Raw genomic sequence first — 16,404 nt, 5'->3', positions numbered from 1 at the left:
CGCGGCCCGCGACGTGCCGGGCGCCGCCGCCGACCTCGCCCCGGGGCTCGCCGCCGCCCGGGAGGCGCTGGCCCGGGGCGAGCGGGTGGACGCCGCGCCGCTGTGGGCCATTCTGGAGCGCCGCATGGGCGAGGCCGCCCGGCAGCGCGAGGACTTCGACGCCCGCGCCGACTTCGTGGTCCGCGAGTACGACACCGTGCGTGGGCTGGCGGGCGAGACCACCCAGCGCCTCGGGCGCCTCGCCGACACCCTGCGCGCCCAGCGCCGCCTGGGCCCGATGTCGCAAGACGCCCGCGAACGCTACGCCCAGACCCTGGAGGAGGCCGAGGCCCTGCTCCACGAGGCCCACGCCGAGTTCCGCGCCGCCCAGGAGGTCACGGCGACCTTCGGCGCGGACGCGCTGAGCGACCTTCTGGGGGTCTTCGACCTCGGGGCGCTGGGGGGTGAGACAGCCCCGGATGCGCCGAGCTTTCAGCCGTCAGCCGTCAGCCGGGAAGCCGCCGGCGAGACCTGGACCGCCCAGGACGGCCTGCTCACAGAGGGACCGCACGACCCCGCCGCCCAGGGCATCGCGGCCCTGCTCGCCCAGGCGGCGTTCCTCGGCATCCGGCACGCGCAGTTCGAGGACGACCGGGGCGTGTGGGCGTGCGCCCGCCTGCCCGACGGTTCGTGGCGGCTGGCACGCGGCGCGGACGCGGCGGCCCTCGACCGCCAGGCGGGGTCCTGGTTCGCCTCCACCGGGGGCTGAACTTCCCGCCCGCCCGTCTGCTTTACTCGGGGGCGTGACCCCTCCCCTTCCCCTACGGCCCGGCGAGGTGCGGCTCCTGCGCGGCGCGGACGAACAACGCGCCCTCGGCGCCGCGCTCGCCCGCGCCCTGCCCCCCGGCGCGGTGCTCTTTCTGGAGGGGGAACTGGGGGCGGGCAAGACCACCCTGACGGGCGGGCTGGTGTCGGCGCTGGGCTTCGCGGACCCCGTGACCAGCCCGACCTACGCCCTGATGCACCCCTACCCCACGCCCGGGGGCCGGGTGCTCCACGTGGACGCCTACCGGGTGCGTGACCCCGGGGAGCTGTACGAGATGGACCTCGAAGACCTGATCGCGGGGAGCGTTCTCAGCGTGATCGAGTGGGGCGAGGGGCTGTACGCCGACTACCCGGACGCGCCAGTCCTGCGCCTGGAGCACGTGGACGGCGATCCGGAGGTGCGGCGGGCGGTGCGGGTGCGCTAGGGAAGGACAGGCAAGTCCCAACCTTCCCTCAACCTCTGCCGGACGGCGCCCGGGTGATCTCCCCCCGACCCCCCCCACGCGGTGGGTGAGAATGCCCCCATGTGGACCTTGGTACTCAACTGCGGGTCGAGCAGCGTCAAGTTCGCCCTCCTCGACCCCGCTTCAGGTGAGGTGCGGCTCTCCGGCCTCGCCGAGCGGCTGGGCTCGGGCGCGGCGTCGGTGCGGGTGGACCGGGGCGGCGAGCGGGTGACCCACCCCCTGCCCGGCGGCTCCTACCCGGAGGCGTTCGGCGTGCTGCTGGGCGAACTGGACGCGCTCGGAATGCGCGGCGACGTGGGTGCGGTCGGGCACCGGGTCGTCCACGGCGGCGAGCGCTTCAGCGCCCCGGCCCTCATCACGCCGGAGGTCGTCGAGGCGATCCGGGCCTGCGTGCCTCTCGCGCCGCTGCACAACCCGGCCAATCTGGCGGGGATCGAGGCGGCCCGCGCCGCTTTTCCCGACCTGCCCCACGTCGCGGTGTTCGACACGGCCTTTCACCAGACCATGCCCGAGGTCGCCTACCGCTACGCCGTGCCGGAGGCGTGGTACCGGCAGCACGGGGTGCGGCGCTACGGCTTCCACGGCACGAGCCACGCCTATGTGGCCGGCGAGGCGGCGCGGATGCTGGGCCACGACCTCACCGACGTGAACCTCGTGACCGCCCACCTCGGCAACGGGTGCAGCGTGGCCGCCGTGCGGGGCGGGCGGAGCGTGGACACCAGCATGGGCCTGACCCCGCTGGAGGGCCTCGTGATGGGCACCCGCAGCGGGGACGTGGATCCCGGCCTGCACGACTTCCTGGCGCGGCAGGCGGGCCTGAGCCTGGGCGAGATCACGTCGGCGCTGAACAAGGAGAGCGGGCTGCTGGGCCTGTCCACCCTCACCAACGACATGCGCGAGCTGGAGGAGGCTGCCTCGCGGGGGCACGCGGGCGCGCGGCTCGCCGTGGACGTGTTCGTCTATCGTCTGGCGAAGACGGTCGCGGGCATGGCGGTGGCGCTGGAAAGGCTGGACGGTCTCGTCTTCACGGGCGGCATCGGCGAGAACAGCGCGACCGTGCGGGCGGCGACCCTCGCGCGGCTGGGTGTCCTCGGCTTCGAGGTGGACGGAGAGGCGAACACCCGGGCGGTGCGGGGGCAGTCGGGCCTCATCACGACAGCGAGAAGCACGCCCGCCCTCGTCGTGAACACCAACGAGGAACTCATGATCGCCCGCGAGACGGCCCGCATCCTGCAAGGAGAACCAGCGTGAAAACCCTCTTCGTCGCCCCCACCCGCAACGGCGTCGGCCTGACGAGCACGGCGCTCGGCCTCGCCCGCGCCCTGGAGAGGCAGGGCCTCAAGGTCGCCTTCCTCAAGCCCATCGCCCAGACGCACGAGAAGGCGACCGACGACTCGGTTCACTTCGCCCGCACCCTCGCCCACGCGGCGGCCCCCGACCCCATCCCCCTCGGGGACGCGGAGGAGCAGCTCAGCCAGGGCGGCGAGGAGGACCTGATGGAGAGCGTGATCGCCCTCTCCCGGCAGGCGGCGGCGGGCGTGACGGGCGGGGCGGACGTGCTCGTGGCCGAGGGGCTGGCGCTGAACGAGCGCAACGTGTACGCGGGGGCGCTGAACGCCAGCCTCGCGCGCAACCTGGAGGCCGACGTGGTGCTCGTCTCCAGCCTCGCCGGGGTGGAGCCCGCCGCGCTGGCCGACGAGTTGGAGATCTCCGCCCAGAACTACCGCCGCTCGGACGGCTCGGGGCTCGCCGGGTACATCCTCAACTTCGCGCCGAGAGAGCTCGACTTCGGAGGTCTGCTCGCGGAACTGCGGACAAGAAGCCGGGTGCTGGCGGGGGGCGAGCTCCCGCTTCTCGGCGTGGTGGCCCAGTCGCCGTCCCTGAGCGCGCCGCGCACTCTTGACGTGGCGCGCCACCTCCACGCGCAGATCGTGAACGAGGGGGAGGCCGCCCTGCGCCGGGTCACGAGCACGGTCGTCACCGCGCGCACGGTGCCGCGCATGGCGCACCTCTTCGGCCCCGGCGCCCTCGTCGTCACGCCGGGCGACCGCGAGGACGTGGTGATGGCGGCGGCGCTCGCGCACCTCAGCGGGGTGCCGCTGGCCGGGCTGCTCTTCACGTCGGGGAGCGGCCCCGAGGAGTCCATCGAACGCCTCTCCCGCGCGGCCCTCACGAGCACCCTGCCCGTGCTGCGCACCGAGACGAACTCCTACGAGACGGCCTCGCGCCTCTCGCGCATGGACCCGCGCGTCCCGCACGACGACCTCGAGCGCATGGAGCGCATCCTCGACTTCATCGCCGACCGCCTCGACACCGTGCCGCTGGGCACCCGGCTGCGCGCGCCCGACGCGCAGGGCGAGCGCCGCTTGCCGCCGAGCGCCTTCCGCTACGAACTCATCCAGAAAGCCCGCGCCGCGAACAAACGCATCGTCCTCCCGGAGGGCGACGAGCCGCGCACCGTCCGCGCCGCCGTCCGCTGCGTGGAGAAGGGGATCGCGCGGCCCGTCCTGCTCGCCAAACCCGACCGGGTGCGGCAGGTGGCGGAGGGCCAGGGCCTCGTCCTTCCCGAGGGGCTGGAACTCCTCGACCCCGACGCGATCCGGGGCCGTTACGTGGAGCCGATGGTCGAACTGCGCAGGAGCAAGGGCCTGACCGCCCCCCAGGCGGAGGCGCAACTGGAGGACACGGTGGTCCTGGGGACGATGATGCTCGCGCTCGGCGAGGTGGACGGGCTGGTGTCGGGGGCGATTCACACGACGGCGAACACGGTGCGCCCGGCCCTCCAGCTCATCAAGACGGCGCCGGGCGCGGCGCTCGTCTCCTCGATCTTTTTCATGCTGATGCCCGAGCAGGTTCTCGTGTACGGGGACGCGGCGATCAACCCCAACCCGAACGCGGAGGAACTCGCCGACATCGCCATCCAGTCGGCGGACAGCGCGCGGGCCTTCGGCATCACGCCCCGGATCGCCATGCTGAGCTACTCGACCGGCGAGAGCGGCGCGGGCGAGGACGTGGAGAAGGTCAAGACGGCGACCGGGCTCGTCCGCGAACGCCGCCCCGACCTCCCGGTGGACGGTCCCCTCCAATACGACGCGGCGAGCGTGCTGAGCGTGGGCCGCCAGAAGGCGCCGAACAGCCCCGTCGCGGGCCGGGCGACCGTCTTCATCTTCCCCGACCTCAATACCGGCAACACCACCTACAAGGCCGTGCAGCGCTCGGCGGGCGTCGTCGCCGTCGGGCCGATGCTTCAGGGCCTGCGCAAGCCCGTCAACGACCTCTCGCGCGGCGCCCTGGTAGACGACATCGTGTACACGATTGCCCTCACGGCCATTCAGGCGACGCAGGTGGAAACGAAGTAATTCGTAACTCAGTCAGCGCCCAGGAGCGGTCCACCCGTCTCCAGCGCCTGCAACTCAGCCAGACTTTCGGGTTGCAGGTTCTTGAATTTCTTCTGCGGAATCTTGAGATAACGCCACGGGGTCCCCGTCAGGCTCGTGGCGTTGTCGCACCACTGGACGGCGGCACGGTCCTTGTACTGCACTTCCTCGGTCTCCGCCCCTTTGGTCTCCAAAATCCAGTGGGTGCCGCCTCCGTCCACGGCCACGAAATCCGGGTGGTAGTAGCGCAGATTCGTATGGCCGTCCACGTAGGCAATTTGGAAGGGGAACTGCTCGTGCAGTTTGCCGAAAGCCTGCACGTCCTCGGCCATGTCGAGAAACTTGGCGAACTCCTTTTCAAATAAGTTACCGCAGGGAGCGAGATTCCAGGGCGTTTTGTTCGCCTCGTAGACGGGGCGGGACCAGGGGAAGGGCTCGATCTCCGAAAACCTCACGGGCTGGGCGATCACCTCCGGCTGCTGCTCCTCGATGCTGAAGGCCCGCAGTGCCCCAGTGAACAGGTCGCGGCACACGTAGGCGGCGATGTTGGAACTCATGGCCTGGATGACCGCCCCATCGTCCAAATCCACCGTCTTCCCAAAGGCCCGGTGCTCGAACCACTCGCGCACCTTGGGCGCCACCACGTTGAACTGCCCCGGCAGCTTGACCTCCTGCGCGATCAGCTTGGCGTAAAAGCTGATGACCTCGCCCGCCGTCTGGGGTCCCCGAATCTCGTATTCCTTGCTGAACAGCTTTTCCAATGTGAGGATGTCCTTGCCCTCGTAAGTGAAGGTCTGCGCCTCCCTGCTGCCACTCTTGAGGGGCAGGGGCGAATGCCGGAAGGCCATCACGTCCAGCGCGGCGACCTCCTCAGCGATGCTGCGCTTGCGGACGAGAGCGGCGCTGAGCACCGGCAGGGCAATGTCGTACTCGACCTTTTCGGGCATAAATCGAATTTGGGTGATGGTGACCTTCGACCCGCCCTCCAGGTCCTCGGCCTCCAGTTGGACCTGCTCCAGCTTCTCCAGATCCTCTACAAAGGCCATGAAGTTCCGATTGCCGATGATGTCCACCCGTTCGGTGTACCCGGCCCCCTGTCCGCGGAACATCAGCCGCAGACCGCGCCCAATTGCCTGCTCGGGCAGGATGTTGGCCTTGGCGGTGTAGGGCCGCAGCCCCACCACCACCGTCACGTTCTGCACGTCCCAGCCCTCGCGCAGCATCATCACCGACACCACCGCGTTCACCGGGTTGCCGTCCTCGTCGATCTCGCGTGAGGCCCGGCGGGCGACTTCCAGGTCCTTTTTGCTTACCTCGCCCTGCCTGTCGGTGTGGATAACCAGCGTGCCGTCCCCCGCGAACTCCTGCGGGTACTTGCGCGCCAGCCAGTCGGCCACGTCGTCCGCCTCGGCGGTGGAATTCATCATGACGAAGAGGACAGGTTTCTTGCCGAACGGAGCCAGCGCCTCGCGGTACTCCCGCCAGCGGTTCACCCCGGCGGTCAGGAACGCCTCGTATTTGATGGAGGCCACATCGGAGCGCACCTCGGAGGCTTTGGTCAGGCCCTTCACGGGCCGCTTGACGATGCTGTCCACGATGGCCTGCTTGAGAGGGTAGTCGTAGATTACCCAGGGGAAGAGGCCCCCTTTGCCAAAGCGCGGCGTGGCGCTCACGTCCAGTTGCAGGCTCAGCGGCACCCGGCCCGCTAGGTCGCGGATGACCTCGTTCCACACGCTGCCCTCGTCGTGCGTGTGGTGTGCTTCATCATTGAGGACCATCACGGGTTCACCGCGCCCCGCGACGCGTTCTGTAAAGGGCACGCTCGGGGTGAGGTTGCTCGGCGGTCTGCTACCTAGCACCGCGTCCAGCGGGTTCGCGGGCGCCGCGGCCTCCTCGGGGTAGAGCTGCTGGATGTTGGTCAGGTACAGCACGCCCTCAGAACTGCCCACCCCGCCGCCGTCCCCGCGTACCACGGTCGCCAGGTCCCAAAAGACCCGGAGCGCGGGCGGGATCACCGGATCGGCTGCGAAGATGCGCCCCCCCGCAAAGTCCTCGGCCAGCCGCTCCAGCACGATCACGTTGGGCGCGATCACCAGGAAGGAGCGGGCATATGCCCCGGCCACCGCCTCCGGCTCGCGCACCGCGTTGAAATACTGCCAGGCCACCGCGAGGCTCATCACCTTCGTCTTGCCGCTGCCCGTCGCCATCTTGAGCGCCAGCCGCGAGAGGCCGTCATCCCCCGGTAGGGACTGACCTTGCAGCAACTCCTTGACTGCAAAGGCTTCTAGTAGCGTCAGGCGATTGCGGATGCCCGCCACCTCCCAGGTGTAGATCAGCGTCTCCAGCGCCTCCTGCTGGGCGCGGTGGTAGCGGAACATGCGTCCGCTGGGCAGGCGGTGTTCCACCTCGAACCAGTGGCGCACCAGCAGCCGGGTCGTGTCCGTCACGCCCGGGTAACCGCTCGCCCTCCAGCTCGACACGGCGTCCCGCAGCCGGGGCACACAGACCGCCGTGTTCATGTACTCGGTCATGTCGAACAGCGTGCCGTCCACCGATTGGGCCCTTTTGCGGGGAGGCATCAGCGCCCGCCCGAAGAGTGACGAGAAACGTGTGAATTCACCCCTCCAGTGTAGGGCCGGAGGGGTGACGCTGCCGCCGAATCTGCGTCAGGCACGGGCACGGGGCATTGGGTCATGCACCCGCAAATCCCGCTCAATCTGCACGGCGACGGCTGGAGCATCGCCCTCGCTCAAAACCTCAATAGTCTGCTCTCGCAGGAGGGCCACGAGGTCGTCCCGCAGAGCCGGATCACCCTTCTCGTTGGTGAAGACGGCGAAGTAGCCGCCCGCGAGCGCCGGGATATCTGAATTCCGGGCGTCCGTCACGGCCTGCCGGTAGGCGTTCACTTCCTGCGAGGCACGCCGCCGATCTACATCAAAGGCCAGCGCCTGATAGCAGTGCCACACCCCGTTCTGATAGGCGAGGTCCACCACCGGCTCGGAACGAACGGGCAGGGCGTAGTCCTCTTTCAGCCCCAGCTTGAATAGCCCCCGCTCCACGAAGACAGACTTCACCCGCTCGCGGATCACCCGGCGGCCCCGGCGCGGCGCAGCAGACTCCGGCCTGGGCTCCTCCACCAGTTGAGAAAACAGGCTGAGCAGCAGCGCGGCTGGATCATCGGCGGCGGCAGGCCGGGGTGGGGTGAGCCGCAGGTTGTTGGCTGCATAGGCGACGGTGAACTCCTCAAAGCGTTCCTCAGTCCATTCCTGCGCGCCGTGCCGCTGAAGTCCCGCAACCAGGGCCTGAACAGCGTGGCGAACGAACGTACCGTCTGCGCCCATCAGAAGTTTCACCCGCGAGTCATCCCCGAAGGACGGCACCACCTTAACGCCGTGCCAGTTCCGCGCGGGGCTGACGACGACGACGCCCACGTTCACGAACTCTTCACGCAGCACGCTGGGCACGTAACGAATGACCGAGTACAGCGTCCGCGCCCGCGTCGCTGCCCTCCGCCCACTGTCCGTTTGCCTGTTCATTCCCACCACTCCCGCCTTTGACGTGCAAACCGCGCCTGAAAGTACGCCGGAAGCGCCTGGGCACGGTGGAGAAGGTAGTCTACCAATGCCTCCCGCTCCTCAACCGTAATCCCCCACGCCGGGGGAAGGCCGTCCACCACCTGCTCAAGGTCCGCACGTCCCAGGGCACTGACCGCCGCCAGGTAGGGCGCGAAGTCCTGCGGCGCCCGCACCACCCGCAAGAGGTCGGTGGGGGGCACGGAGTATGGCAGCGGCGCTTCTGCGTCGGGGAGCCCCGGGTCGAGCAGGTCGCCCATTCCCCACACCGCGCTTCTGATCGCCATGCCCATGTCCATGAGGTACAGGCTTGCCCGCCCACCCTGCCGCACCAAGAGCAGGTTGGGATTAAGTGGCTTCCTGTCCCGCTGATCTAGCAGGGTGTCCAGCACCACGACGCCCGCCAGCATTCCCAGGTCGGCCACCATCCCCGAGAGCGACAAGTCCTCCGGCTTCAGGTCCTGAGCGGGCTCCATCCACCGGGAGTAGAAGTGAACACCGGGCAGCAGCCTAACCTCATCGCCGTCATCGTCGTGGATAAGCAGACAATCCCCATCGGGAAGGACCTCGGGGGACACCTCGACCAGGCCATACGGTGCGTGGCGAATGCCCAACAGGCCCGCCAGTCCATGCCCAATCCACTCGTTGGTCAACATCCGCGGCCCCTGCGGGTTTTGGTGGAACTTCACGGCGCACAGCCCCAAACCGTCACTCAGGAAGAACTTCTGGGGCTGAGAATTCCCCCGTCCCACCGGCCCCAGGTACAGCTCTGCCCTTGGGATGGTTCTGCCACTCGCCGCCAAGCCTTAGATCACCTCCACCGTCAGGGTCTTGGTCGTGTCGTTACCCAGAATGTCGATGACCTTGACGAGCACGGTGTACTGGCCCCGCTCCAGGTACTCGTGCCGGGCGCTCAATTCCAGTTTGGTCTGTTTGCGGGTGCGGTACGCCTGCCACTGGTTGTGGAAGGTGTCGCCCCTGAAGTCCCAGTCCACCGCCCAGTAGTCCACGAGTTGCGACCAGTGGGTGATGCTCTTTTGCACGTCGGCGGGAATGTCGTCCTGCGGCATCAGGAAATCCGTCAGGGTCAGTGTTAGCCTGCGGGCCTTCGTTTCCGCCCGCACATCCAGCGCCCCCAGCTCGAAGAAGTGGATGTCCCCCTGCTCGACCGCCTTTTTCTCCAGCACCTCGCGCGGAATCTTGCGGAAGCGCACGTCCACTCCCGCGTCGCGCGCCATGTTCTTGCCGGTCTCGTTCAGCTCGAAGGCGAAGTCCCAGCCCAGCACGTCCACCGCCGCCGTCGCGCCCGCCCCGCCCGCGCGCTTGAACACCTCGCGGGTGATCGCCTTGAGGTCCCCCTCAGTCACGGGCGCGTCCACCGCCCCCACGTGCACCAGCCGCCCCGCCTTGACTCCGTGTGTCCACGTTCCGCCTGGCAGTTCCTCGGCCCCGTATAGCCGCAGGATAAAACTGCGATACGCCGCCTCGCGCGCCCGCCCTGCCGTCTCGTCCTCCCACTCCGCCGCCTGCCACGCCTGCCGCTCGTACTTGCCCAGGTTCTGCACCACAAAGGGCCCCACCTCGGGAATACTCAGCAGCCGCTTGCGCGTCGTGTGAATGGCAAACCGCCCCAGATCGCAGGTGATCCACCGCCGCCCCAGCTTCTCGGCCACCGCCGCCGTCGTGCCCGATCCGCAAAAGCAGTCCAGTACGAGGTCCCCGGGGTTAGAGGAGGCTTTAATGATGCGTTCGAGGAGAGCTTCGGGTTTTTGGGTGGGGTAGTTGACGTTCTCAGTCTTATCCGCCGGTTGCAACATAGATAACCGCCACACGTTGTCAACCACACGCTCATCCCGGACCTGATAGAGGACGTTGCCTTCGTCATCCCGAGCGTTTACCATTTTTCCATCAACTTTTTGACGAACAAGTTGTTTTACAGGCGCCTCACGTTTTTCCTCAAGTGGATTAAAGGTGTAGTCAGCCTGTTTATTTCTAGTGTACCAGTAGATTACATCAGTGGAGCGAGGAAAGACGCCCTTCCTCGTGTCAGGCATTTTGTTATAATAATACCAATATATTTCATTTCTAAAATTCTCCCTGCCAAAAACATCATCCATGATTGCCCTACAGTAATAGCCTGCATTCCAATCTAAGTGGATATAAATGCTGCCGGTCTCCGAAAGCAAGTCTTTCAATATAAGACTTGTTTCGTAAAACCACTGCAAAAACCCATCCAGCCCCCGTCCCCACGTATCCCTGTACGCCTTTTGTTCCAAGATGCTCGGCTGTTTCATGAAGGAGGCGGCCTGGCTTCCTTCCATCTTCGGGTCGTCGGGAATCTGGGCGGTGAAGCTGAAATCCGCCCCGGTGGCGAAGGGCGGGTCAATGTAAATCAGGTCCACTTTACCCCGGAACTCTTCCAGAAGGCTGGGCAACACGTATTTCTTGTCTCCCCAGATCAGGCGGTTGCGCCACTCGGTTTCCTTGCCGGTGGCAAAAAAGTCCAGCATCTTCATGCGCTGCTGGCTGCTCTCGTTGACGGTCTCAATGGTCTGGAACGGGAGGGCCAGACGCACGGGCTGAACACGCTTGCCGGAAGGATCGTACTTGCCCTCCCAGATGAGTTCGACGGGCATGGAGCCCAGTGTAGGGGAAAGGGTAGAGAGGTTGCGGGCAGGTGTGAGGGTCGTTCCGAAAACGCCCCCGAACTCGTTGTACCGGAGGCCCTTTACTCCACGCCGGCATCCGGCCAGCCTCTCCCTGCCCCTTCCAGAGCCGGGCCCGGGCCTGCCGAATGTGGCGGTTAGCTAGATCAGGCGTCGTCCGTATGTGATCGGTGCCGGTGAGGGTTGGCAAGGCCAGCCCTGCTTCCAGGCGTCCACGGACCGGCCTTCGACCCCGGGGAGGAGGTCTAGCTCCCTCTACTCCACGGGCCGGGCTCTTCTTTCTTCTTGCACGATTCACCAATCGCTCTCTAGAATGAGACTTCGTTCCTCGACGGGGAGGTTCCCACCATGCCTGCGACGAAAACACAATGGCTTCGACGCCTGGAAGACTTGACGACATCTGCCGCCTCACGCTTCGCTTCCTGCGCCGTGCGGTGAAGGAGATTGGACCGACGTCGTGGCACCCGCTGTTCGAAAACATCGTCTGGACCGCTCCCCTCTTGACAACGGGGGCAGTCTCCTGCTGTGCAATGCACATGTTTCCATCCCGTCTCTTTTGCTCCTCCCTGCGAGATTCGGGCGATGTGAGGAAGCTTTTTAAGATCAGCTCTGCCTCCCTAGCCTTTACAACCCAGCCTCTTGCCCCTCATAATCCGGCCAGGGGGTAGGAACGTGGCCTACAAGAAACTCAGCGAGCAGATGCACGAACTCGACAACATTCAACGCAGCGACGCCTTTCTCAAGTCGTTCCGGGAGGCGGTGCGCGAAGGGAAATTCGAGGCGACGTATCTGCCCGAGCGTTTCACGCTGCCCAAGCAGTTCAGCCGCCGGGGCGCCGAGGGCACCTATCAGCGCGAGACGAAGGAGATGCTCTTCGAGGTCACGCCCGAGTTCGAGAAGTGGTTCGAGCAAACGAACAAGGAACTCGGCGCCACCCGCCGCGCGGGCAACGTGAAGCCCAGCCTGGAGGCCATCGAGTCGGGCCAGATCGACTTCAAGACGCTCGCCGCCGAGACCCGCAAGCGGATGCAGGCGAGCTTCGAGAAGGGGCAGACGCTGGGCAAGAGCCGCGCGAAGGCCACCGCCGGAACCCGGACGGGCGGGGGCGCGGGGCGCCGCAAGAAGTCGGCCTGAGCGGACAGGGTGGGGGGCTGGGCCGCGTCCGGGAGACGGCGCCGCCCGGCCCCCTTTGCCGTCTGTGCGCCTCCCCGTAAGATAACGGGCGATGATGTCCGCTCCGCAAGGGACCGCCCCCCAACCCGACGCCGCCTCTCCCACGCTCCGGCGCGGGCTCCTTCTCGTGATCACGGGCGCCTCGGGGGTGGGCAAGGGCACCCTGCGCGAACGCTGGCTGGCGGGCCAGGACGTGTTCTACTCGACCTCGTGGACCACCCGCGAGGCCCGGCCCGGCGAGCGCGACGGGCTGGACTACGTGTTCGTGACCCCCGAGGTCTTCCTCGACCAGGCGCGGCAGGGCGGTTTCCTGGAGCACGCGCAGTTCGTCGGCAACCATTACGGCACCCCGGCCCAGCCCATCGAGGCGGCGCTCGCTCGCGGTCAGGACGTGGTGCTGGAGATCGAGGTCGAGGGGGCGATGCAGGTCAAGGAGCGGATGGGGGACGAGGCGATTCTCGTCTTCATCATGCCGCCCAGCCTCACCGAGCTGCGCCGCCGTCTGGTGGGCCGCGCGACCGAGACGCCCGAGCGGATCGAGAAACGCCTCGCCCGCGCCGTGGGCGAGATCACCCACGCCCACGCCTTCCGCTACGTCATCGTGAACGACGACCTGGACCGCGCGGTCGCCGAACTCCACGCCGTCCAGCGGGCCGAGCGCGCCCGCCAGCTTCCCGAGGAGGAGTGGACGCCGGAGGACCACGCCGCCGCGCGCCTGGCCGAGACGGTGCGCAGCACGGCCCTCACGAACGAGGACCTCAGCCGCGTGGTGAACACCTGACCTATCCTGCCCCTATGGGTCTGGAACTCGTGCAGGGGGACATCGCCAGGGAGCGGACGTGCGCGGTCGTCACCGCCGCGAACAGGGAACTCGCGGGCGGCGGGGGCGTGGACGGCGTGATCCACCGGGCCGCCGGGCCCGAATTGCTGCGAGCCATCCGGCGGATCGGGGGCACGCCGACGGGCACGGCGGTGATCACGCCCGCCTTCGGTCTGGAGCGGCGGGGCGTGCGCTTCGTGATCCACGCGGTCGGCCCGATCTGGCGCGGGGGCACCCACGGCGAGGCGGAGCTGCTGGCGGGCGCCTACCGCGAGAGCGTGCGCCTGGCGGTGGAGCAGGACTGCCCCTCGGTCGCCTTCCCCGCCATCAGCACGGGCGTCTACGGTTACCCGCTGGAAGAGGCCGCCCAGGTGACCCTCCACACCCTGCGAGACGAACTTGCCCGTCACCCGGGGCTGACCGTGCGCCTCATCCTGCACGGGGCAGGAACGCTGAACGTGTTTCGCCGGGTGCTGGCGATGTTGGACGAGGGCACTGGGAAGCACGCAGGACATTGAGGGCACACCTGCCCGGGAGGCAGGAGAGGATGGCCGCCACGCCCCCCGGACCCGACACCCGGCGCATAGGGTTGACGAATCGTGTATAAGACGCTATCTTCCCACTATCACCGCCCGAGAGGCGGCTTTTTTATTGCCCCTCCAGCACGGCCAGCGCCTCCCGGGCCTCCTCCAGTTCCACCTGGGCCGTGCGTCCCGGCGCGGCGAGGGGGGTCAAGCGGGCGACGTCCGCGCGCACCAGGCGCCACAAGACCTCCGGCCTTTCCCGCAGCAGGTGCGGGCCGTAGCGCAGGGCGGCGTCTTCGGGCAACCCCGCGTAGGCCGGGTCGGGGCCATCCCGGCGCTCCAGGCGCAGCACGGGATAGGGCCAGTACCCGGGAATCAATCGCTCGGCGGTGAGGTGGTAGCCCTGCTCCCGCGCCCACACCCGCAGGGGCCGGGCGGAGTCGTTCGTTTGCAGCACGAGCGTGGGCGGCAGTCTCTCCCCCGCCCGGCGCAGGATGCCGAGGGCCGTGCCCGCACCCATCCCGCTCACGCTCGCGCTGCCGATCTCGCCGGGGAGGAGGGGGGCGAAGCCGTCTCCCTCGCGCACCTCGATCCGGTCTTCCAGCCGGGCCAGGGCCACGTTCCGCCGCGCATGGGCGAGGGGGCCGGGGTTGAGTTCGACGACCACGCAGCGCCGAACCCGTCCCTCCCGGATCAGGTGGATGGGGAGGTGGGCGTGGTCCGAGCCGATGTCCGCGTGCGCCTCCGCCTCGACGAGCGCGAGCACCGCCGCCAGCCGGGGGTCAAGGGCGGGAGTCGGCATGGGGTTCTCCGTGACCGGGCGAGGTGAGCTGCCACGCGGGTCCGTCGCGGCCCTTCCCCGCCGAGAGGCCGGGGCCGGGTCTCCACGGGCGGGAGGGGGATGGAAGTCTCGTCTCAGCCGAGGGGCTCACGGAAGGGGCCTCACCTCGTCGCCGACGCGGATCACGCCGCCCCGCAGCACCCGCGCCGTCAGGCCCCCGTGCCCGCGCACCGCGTTGTACCCGCCCGGCCCCAGCGTCTCCTCCATCCGCGAGCAGGGGTGGCACTCTCCAGTCGTCTCCAGCACGACCTCCCCGATCTGGAGGCGGGCCTCCTTGAGGGCGAGAAGCGGGATACCCGAGACGAGCAGGTTGCGCCGCAGCATCTCGGGCGTGGCCTCCCCCAGCCCCGCCAGCGCCGCGATCACGGGCAGGTGCTCGGCCTGGAGGAGGGTGACCTGCCGCCGTCCGGGTCCGCCGGGGATAGGCTGGGCGGGCGGCGCGGCCCGCGCGACCTCTCCCGGTTCCCCGACAAGCGCCGGGACGCGGGCGGGGAGTGTCTTGCCGTGGTCGCCGAGGAGGCCGACGAGGGGGTGCGCCTCGGCCTCCGGCACGCTCCGCACGGGACCGCGCCTCGCCACGCGCAGGCCGATCCAGTCCACCCGGCCCGGGCGGGGGAAGGTGGCGCGCAGCTCGTGGATCGTCTTCACCCGCGCAGGGTAGAGGACCCAGCCCCCGGAAATGGGAATTCGTTGCTAGACTGCCCGGCATGAGGCGCCCGACCCGACGTTCCTATCCGCCCCGCCGCACGGTGGGGTGAGGGTCAGGCACAGCCCGAAATCCAACCCGGAGGCGGCGCACGGTGAGAAGACCTGTGCGCCGCCCCCCTTTTGTGGAGCCAGCATGAACGAAATCCGCCGAAGCCTCCCCGTGGACGAACAGCTCGCCATCCTCGAACGCGGCGCCCATGACCTCGTGACCAAGGACGACCTGCGCCGCAAGCTCTCTCGCAGCCTGGAGACGGGCGCGCCCCTGCGCGTCAAGCTCGGCGCCGACCCCACGCGGCCCGACCTGCACCTCGGGCACGCGGTCATCCTGCGCAAGATGCGGCAATTCCAGGACCTCGGGCATAAGGTCATCATGCTCATCGGCGACTTCACCGCGATGATCGGCGACCCCAGCGGCAAGTCCAAGACACGCCCGCCCCTCACGCTGGAGGAGACCCGCGCCAACGCCCTGAGCTACCTCGACCAGTGCAGGCTGATCCTGCGCGACGACCCCGAGGTGCTGGAAATTCGCTACAACGGCGAGTGGCTGGAGCCGATGGGCTACGCCGACGTGATCCGGCTGGCGAGCCGCTATACGGTGGCCCGCATCCTGGAACGCGACGACTTCACCAAGCGGCTCAACGCGGGCACGCCCATCTCCATGCACGAACTCCTCTACCCGCTGACCCAGGGCTACGACTCGGTGGCGCTGCACGCGGACGTGGAACTCGGCGGCACCGATCAACTCTTCAACAACCTCGTGGGCCGCGCCCTGCAACGCGACTACGGCCAGGAGCCTCAGGTCGTGATGACCCTGCCCCTCCTCGTGGGGCTCGACGGCGTGGAGAAGATGTCCAAGAGCCTGGGCAACTACATCGGCCTGACCGACGAGCCCGACGCGATGTTCGCCGGGTTGATGAAGGTGCCCGACCCCCTGCTGGAGAATTACCTGACGCTGCTCACCGACCTGCCGCGGGAGCGCGTCGCGGAACTCCTCGCCGGGCACCCCGTCGCCGCCCACCGCGAACTCGCCCGCGAGGTCGTCGCGTGGCTGCACCCGGGCTCGGACCTCGACGCCGCCGAGGCCCGCTTCCGCTCGGTGGCGCAGGGCGGCATCCCCGAAAACGTCCCCACCGTGACCGTCCCCGCCTCCGAACTCAACCCCGAGGGCAAGGTCAGCATGGCGCGGCTCGCCGTTCTCGCGGGCTTCGAGCCCAGCCTAGGGGCGGCCCGTAAGCTCATCCAGAACCGGGGCCTGAGGCTCAACGGCGAGACGTACCTCGAACCGCAGGGGACCCTGACCCTGGAAGGGGGCAGCGCGGTCATCCAGAAGGGCAAGGACCGCTTCGCGCGGGTTGTCCCGGGTTCCTGATCCCTCCTCGTCCTCGCAGAGCCTCCACGGCCTTCCTGTGCGGTCGCCGGAAAGGTCACGAAACCCCGAAACCCGGAAAGTTATGC

The 16,404-nt window shown here is 68.2% G+C and carries 13 protein-coding genes and 1 pseudogene; 8 read left to right on the top strand and 6 right to left on the bottom strand.

The annotated features are described in order from the left end of the window. The 4 genes and pseudogenes from A7B18_RS21905 to pta form a co-directional block, all read left to right on the top strand. Nucleotides 1-748 (top strand): annotated as a pseudogene (locus tag A7B18_RS21905) (coiled-coil domain-containing protein); the annotation flags it as partial. Between the two features lie 34 nt (nt 749-782). Beyond that, on the top strand, nt 783-1,229 hold the full coding sequence (tsaE, locus tag A7B18_RS07830; RefSeq protein WP_102126128.1) for a tRNA (adenosine(37)-N6)-threonylcarbamoyltransferase complex ATPase subunit type 1 TsaE: 447 nt from the start codon (nt 783-785) through the stop codon (nt 1,227-1,229). A gap of 99 nt (nt 1,230-1,328) precedes the next feature. Further along, nucleotides 1,329-2,519, top strand: coding sequence for an acetate kinase (locus A7B18_RS07825; protein WP_102126127.1), 1,191 nt, complete (start codon nt 1,329-1,331; stop codon nt 2,517-2,519). Next, nucleotides 2,516-4,627, top strand: a complete 2,112-nt coding sequence (gene pta / locus A7B18_RS07820) for a phosphate acetyltransferase (RefSeq protein WP_102126126.1) — start codon at nt 2,516-2,518, stop codon at nt 4,625-4,627. The genes A7B18_RS07825 and pta overlap by 4 nt, the downstream gene beginning before the upstream one ends. A gap of 8 nt (nt 4,628-4,635) precedes the next feature. Here pta and A7B18_RS07815 read toward each other — a convergent pair whose 3' ends face one another. The 4 genes from A7B18_RS07815 to A7B18_RS07800 form a co-directional block, all read right to left on the bottom strand. After that, nucleotides 4,636-7,224 carry a DEAD/DEAH box helicase family protein gene (locus A7B18_RS07815; RefSeq protein ID WP_102126125.1) on the bottom strand — a complete coding sequence of 863 codons (2,589 nt, stop codon included), beginning with the start codon at nt 7,222-7,224 and terminating at the stop codon, nt 4,636-4,638. An 87-nt stretch (nt 7,225-7,311) separates the two neighbouring features. Beyond that, nucleotides 7,312-8,181, bottom strand: a complete 870-nt coding sequence (locus A7B18_RS07810) for a DUF3037 domain-containing protein (protein ID WP_102126124.1) — start codon at nt 8,179-8,181, stop codon at nt 7,312-7,314. Continuing rightward, nucleotides 8,178-8,873: a hypothetical protein gene (locus A7B18_RS07805; protein ID WP_146009489.1), complete on the bottom strand. Its 696-nt coding sequence runs from the start codon at nt 8,871-8,873 to the stop codon at nt 8,178-8,180. Before A7B18_RS07805 ends, A7B18_RS07810 begins: the two co-directional genes overlap by 4 nt. A gap of 150 nt (nt 8,874-9,023) precedes the next feature. Continuing rightward, nucleotides 9,024-10,853, bottom strand: a complete 1,830-nt coding sequence (locus A7B18_RS07800; RefSeq protein WP_102126122.1) for a DNA methyltransferase — start codon at nt 10,851-10,853, stop codon at nt 9,024-9,026. Nucleotides 10,854-11,555: 702 nt separating this feature from the next. Here A7B18_RS07800 and A7B18_RS07795 point away from each other — a divergent pair. The 3 genes from A7B18_RS07795 to A7B18_RS07785 all read left to right on the top strand — a co-directional run bounded on the left by A7B18_RS07795 (nt 11,556) and on the right by A7B18_RS07785 (nt 13,394). Further along, nucleotides 11,556-12,017, top strand: coding sequence for a hypothetical protein (locus A7B18_RS07795; RefSeq protein WP_102126121.1), 462 nt, complete (start codon nt 11,556-11,558; stop codon nt 12,015-12,017). A 91-nt stretch (nt 12,018-12,108) separates the two neighbouring features. Then, nucleotides 12,109-12,837 (top strand): guanylate kinase, encoded by a 729-nt coding sequence (gene gmk, locus A7B18_RS07790; RefSeq protein WP_102126120.1) that lies wholly within the window; start codon nt 12,109-12,111, stop codon nt 12,835-12,837. A gap of 14 nt (nt 12,838-12,851) precedes the next feature. Continuing rightward, a complete protein-coding gene (locus A7B18_RS07785) occupies nt 12,852-13,394 on the top strand; it encodes a macro domain-containing protein (protein WP_102126119.1) in 543 nt (180 codons plus the stop codon). A gap of 130 nt (nt 13,395-13,524) precedes the next feature. Here A7B18_RS07785 and A7B18_RS07780 read toward each other — a convergent pair whose 3' ends face one another. Together A7B18_RS07780 and A7B18_RS07775 are read right to left on the bottom strand one after the other, a co-directional pair. Next, nucleotides 13,525-14,202 carry a tRNA (adenine(22)-N(1))-methyltransferase TrmK gene (locus A7B18_RS07780; RefSeq protein WP_102126118.1) on the bottom strand — a complete coding sequence of 226 codons (678 nt, stop codon included), beginning with the start codon at nt 14,200-14,202 and terminating at the stop codon, nt 13,525-13,527. A 126-nt stretch (nt 14,203-14,328) separates the two neighbouring features. Next, nucleotides 14,329-14,889 carry an MOSC domain-containing protein gene (locus tag A7B18_RS07775; RefSeq protein WP_180970067.1) on the bottom strand — a complete coding sequence of 187 codons (561 nt, stop codon included), beginning with the start codon at nt 14,887-14,889 and terminating at the stop codon, nt 14,329-14,331. A 193-nt stretch (nt 14,890-15,082) separates the two neighbouring features. Between A7B18_RS07775 and tyrS the strand changes: the two genes are divergently transcribed. Continuing rightward, nucleotides 15,083-16,318, top strand: a complete 1,236-nt coding sequence (gene tyrS, locus A7B18_RS07770; RefSeq protein ID WP_102126116.1) for a tyrosine--tRNA ligase — start codon at nt 15,083-15,085, stop codon at nt 16,316-16,318. The last annotated feature ends 86 nt before the right edge of the window (nt 16,319-16,404 follow it).

The organism is Deinococcus planocerae, assembly GCF_002869765.1.
Lineage (GTDB): Bacteria > Deinococcota > Deinococci > Deinococcales > Deinococcaceae > Deinococcus > Deinococcus planocerae.
Note: the sequence above shows the minus strand (reverse complement) of the source record. Positions and strands in the feature narration are given on the sequence as shown.

Coding starts and splice junctions, on each gene's coding strand:
- A7B18_RS07825 (WP_102126127.1), top strand. CDS start 1,329: ATGTGGACCTTGGTACTCAACTGCGGGTCGAGCAGCGTCAAGTTCGCC.
- tyrS (WP_102126116.1), top strand. CDS start 15,083: ATGAACGAAATCCGCCGAAGCCTCCCCGTGGACGAACAGCTCGCCATC.
- A7B18_RS07785 (WP_102126119.1), top strand. CDS start 12,852: ATGGGTCTGGAACTCGTGCAGGGGGACATCGCCAGGGAGCGGACGTGC.
- gmk (WP_102126120.1), top strand. CDS start 12,109: ATGATGTCCGCTCCGCAAGGGACCGCCCCCCAACCCGACGCCGCCTCT.
- A7B18_RS07815 (WP_102126125.1), bottom strand. CDS start 7,224: ATGCCTCCCCGCAAAAGGGCCCAATCGGTGGACGGCACGCTGTTCGAC.
- A7B18_RS07780 (WP_102126118.1), bottom strand. CDS start 14,202: ATGCCGACTCCCGCCCTTGACCCCCGGCTGGCGGCGGTGCTCGCGCTC.
- A7B18_RS07800 (WP_102126122.1), bottom strand. CDS start 10,853: ATGCCCGTCGAACTCATCTGGGAGGGCAAGTACGATCCTTCCGGCAAG.
- A7B18_RS07805 (WP_146009489.1), bottom strand. CDS start 8,873: ATGTTGACCAACGAGTGGATTGGGCATGGACTGGCGGGCCTGTTGGGC.
- A7B18_RS07810 (WP_102126124.1), bottom strand. CDS start 8,181: ATGAACAGGCAAACGGACAGTGGGCGGAGGGCAGCGACGCGGGCGCGG.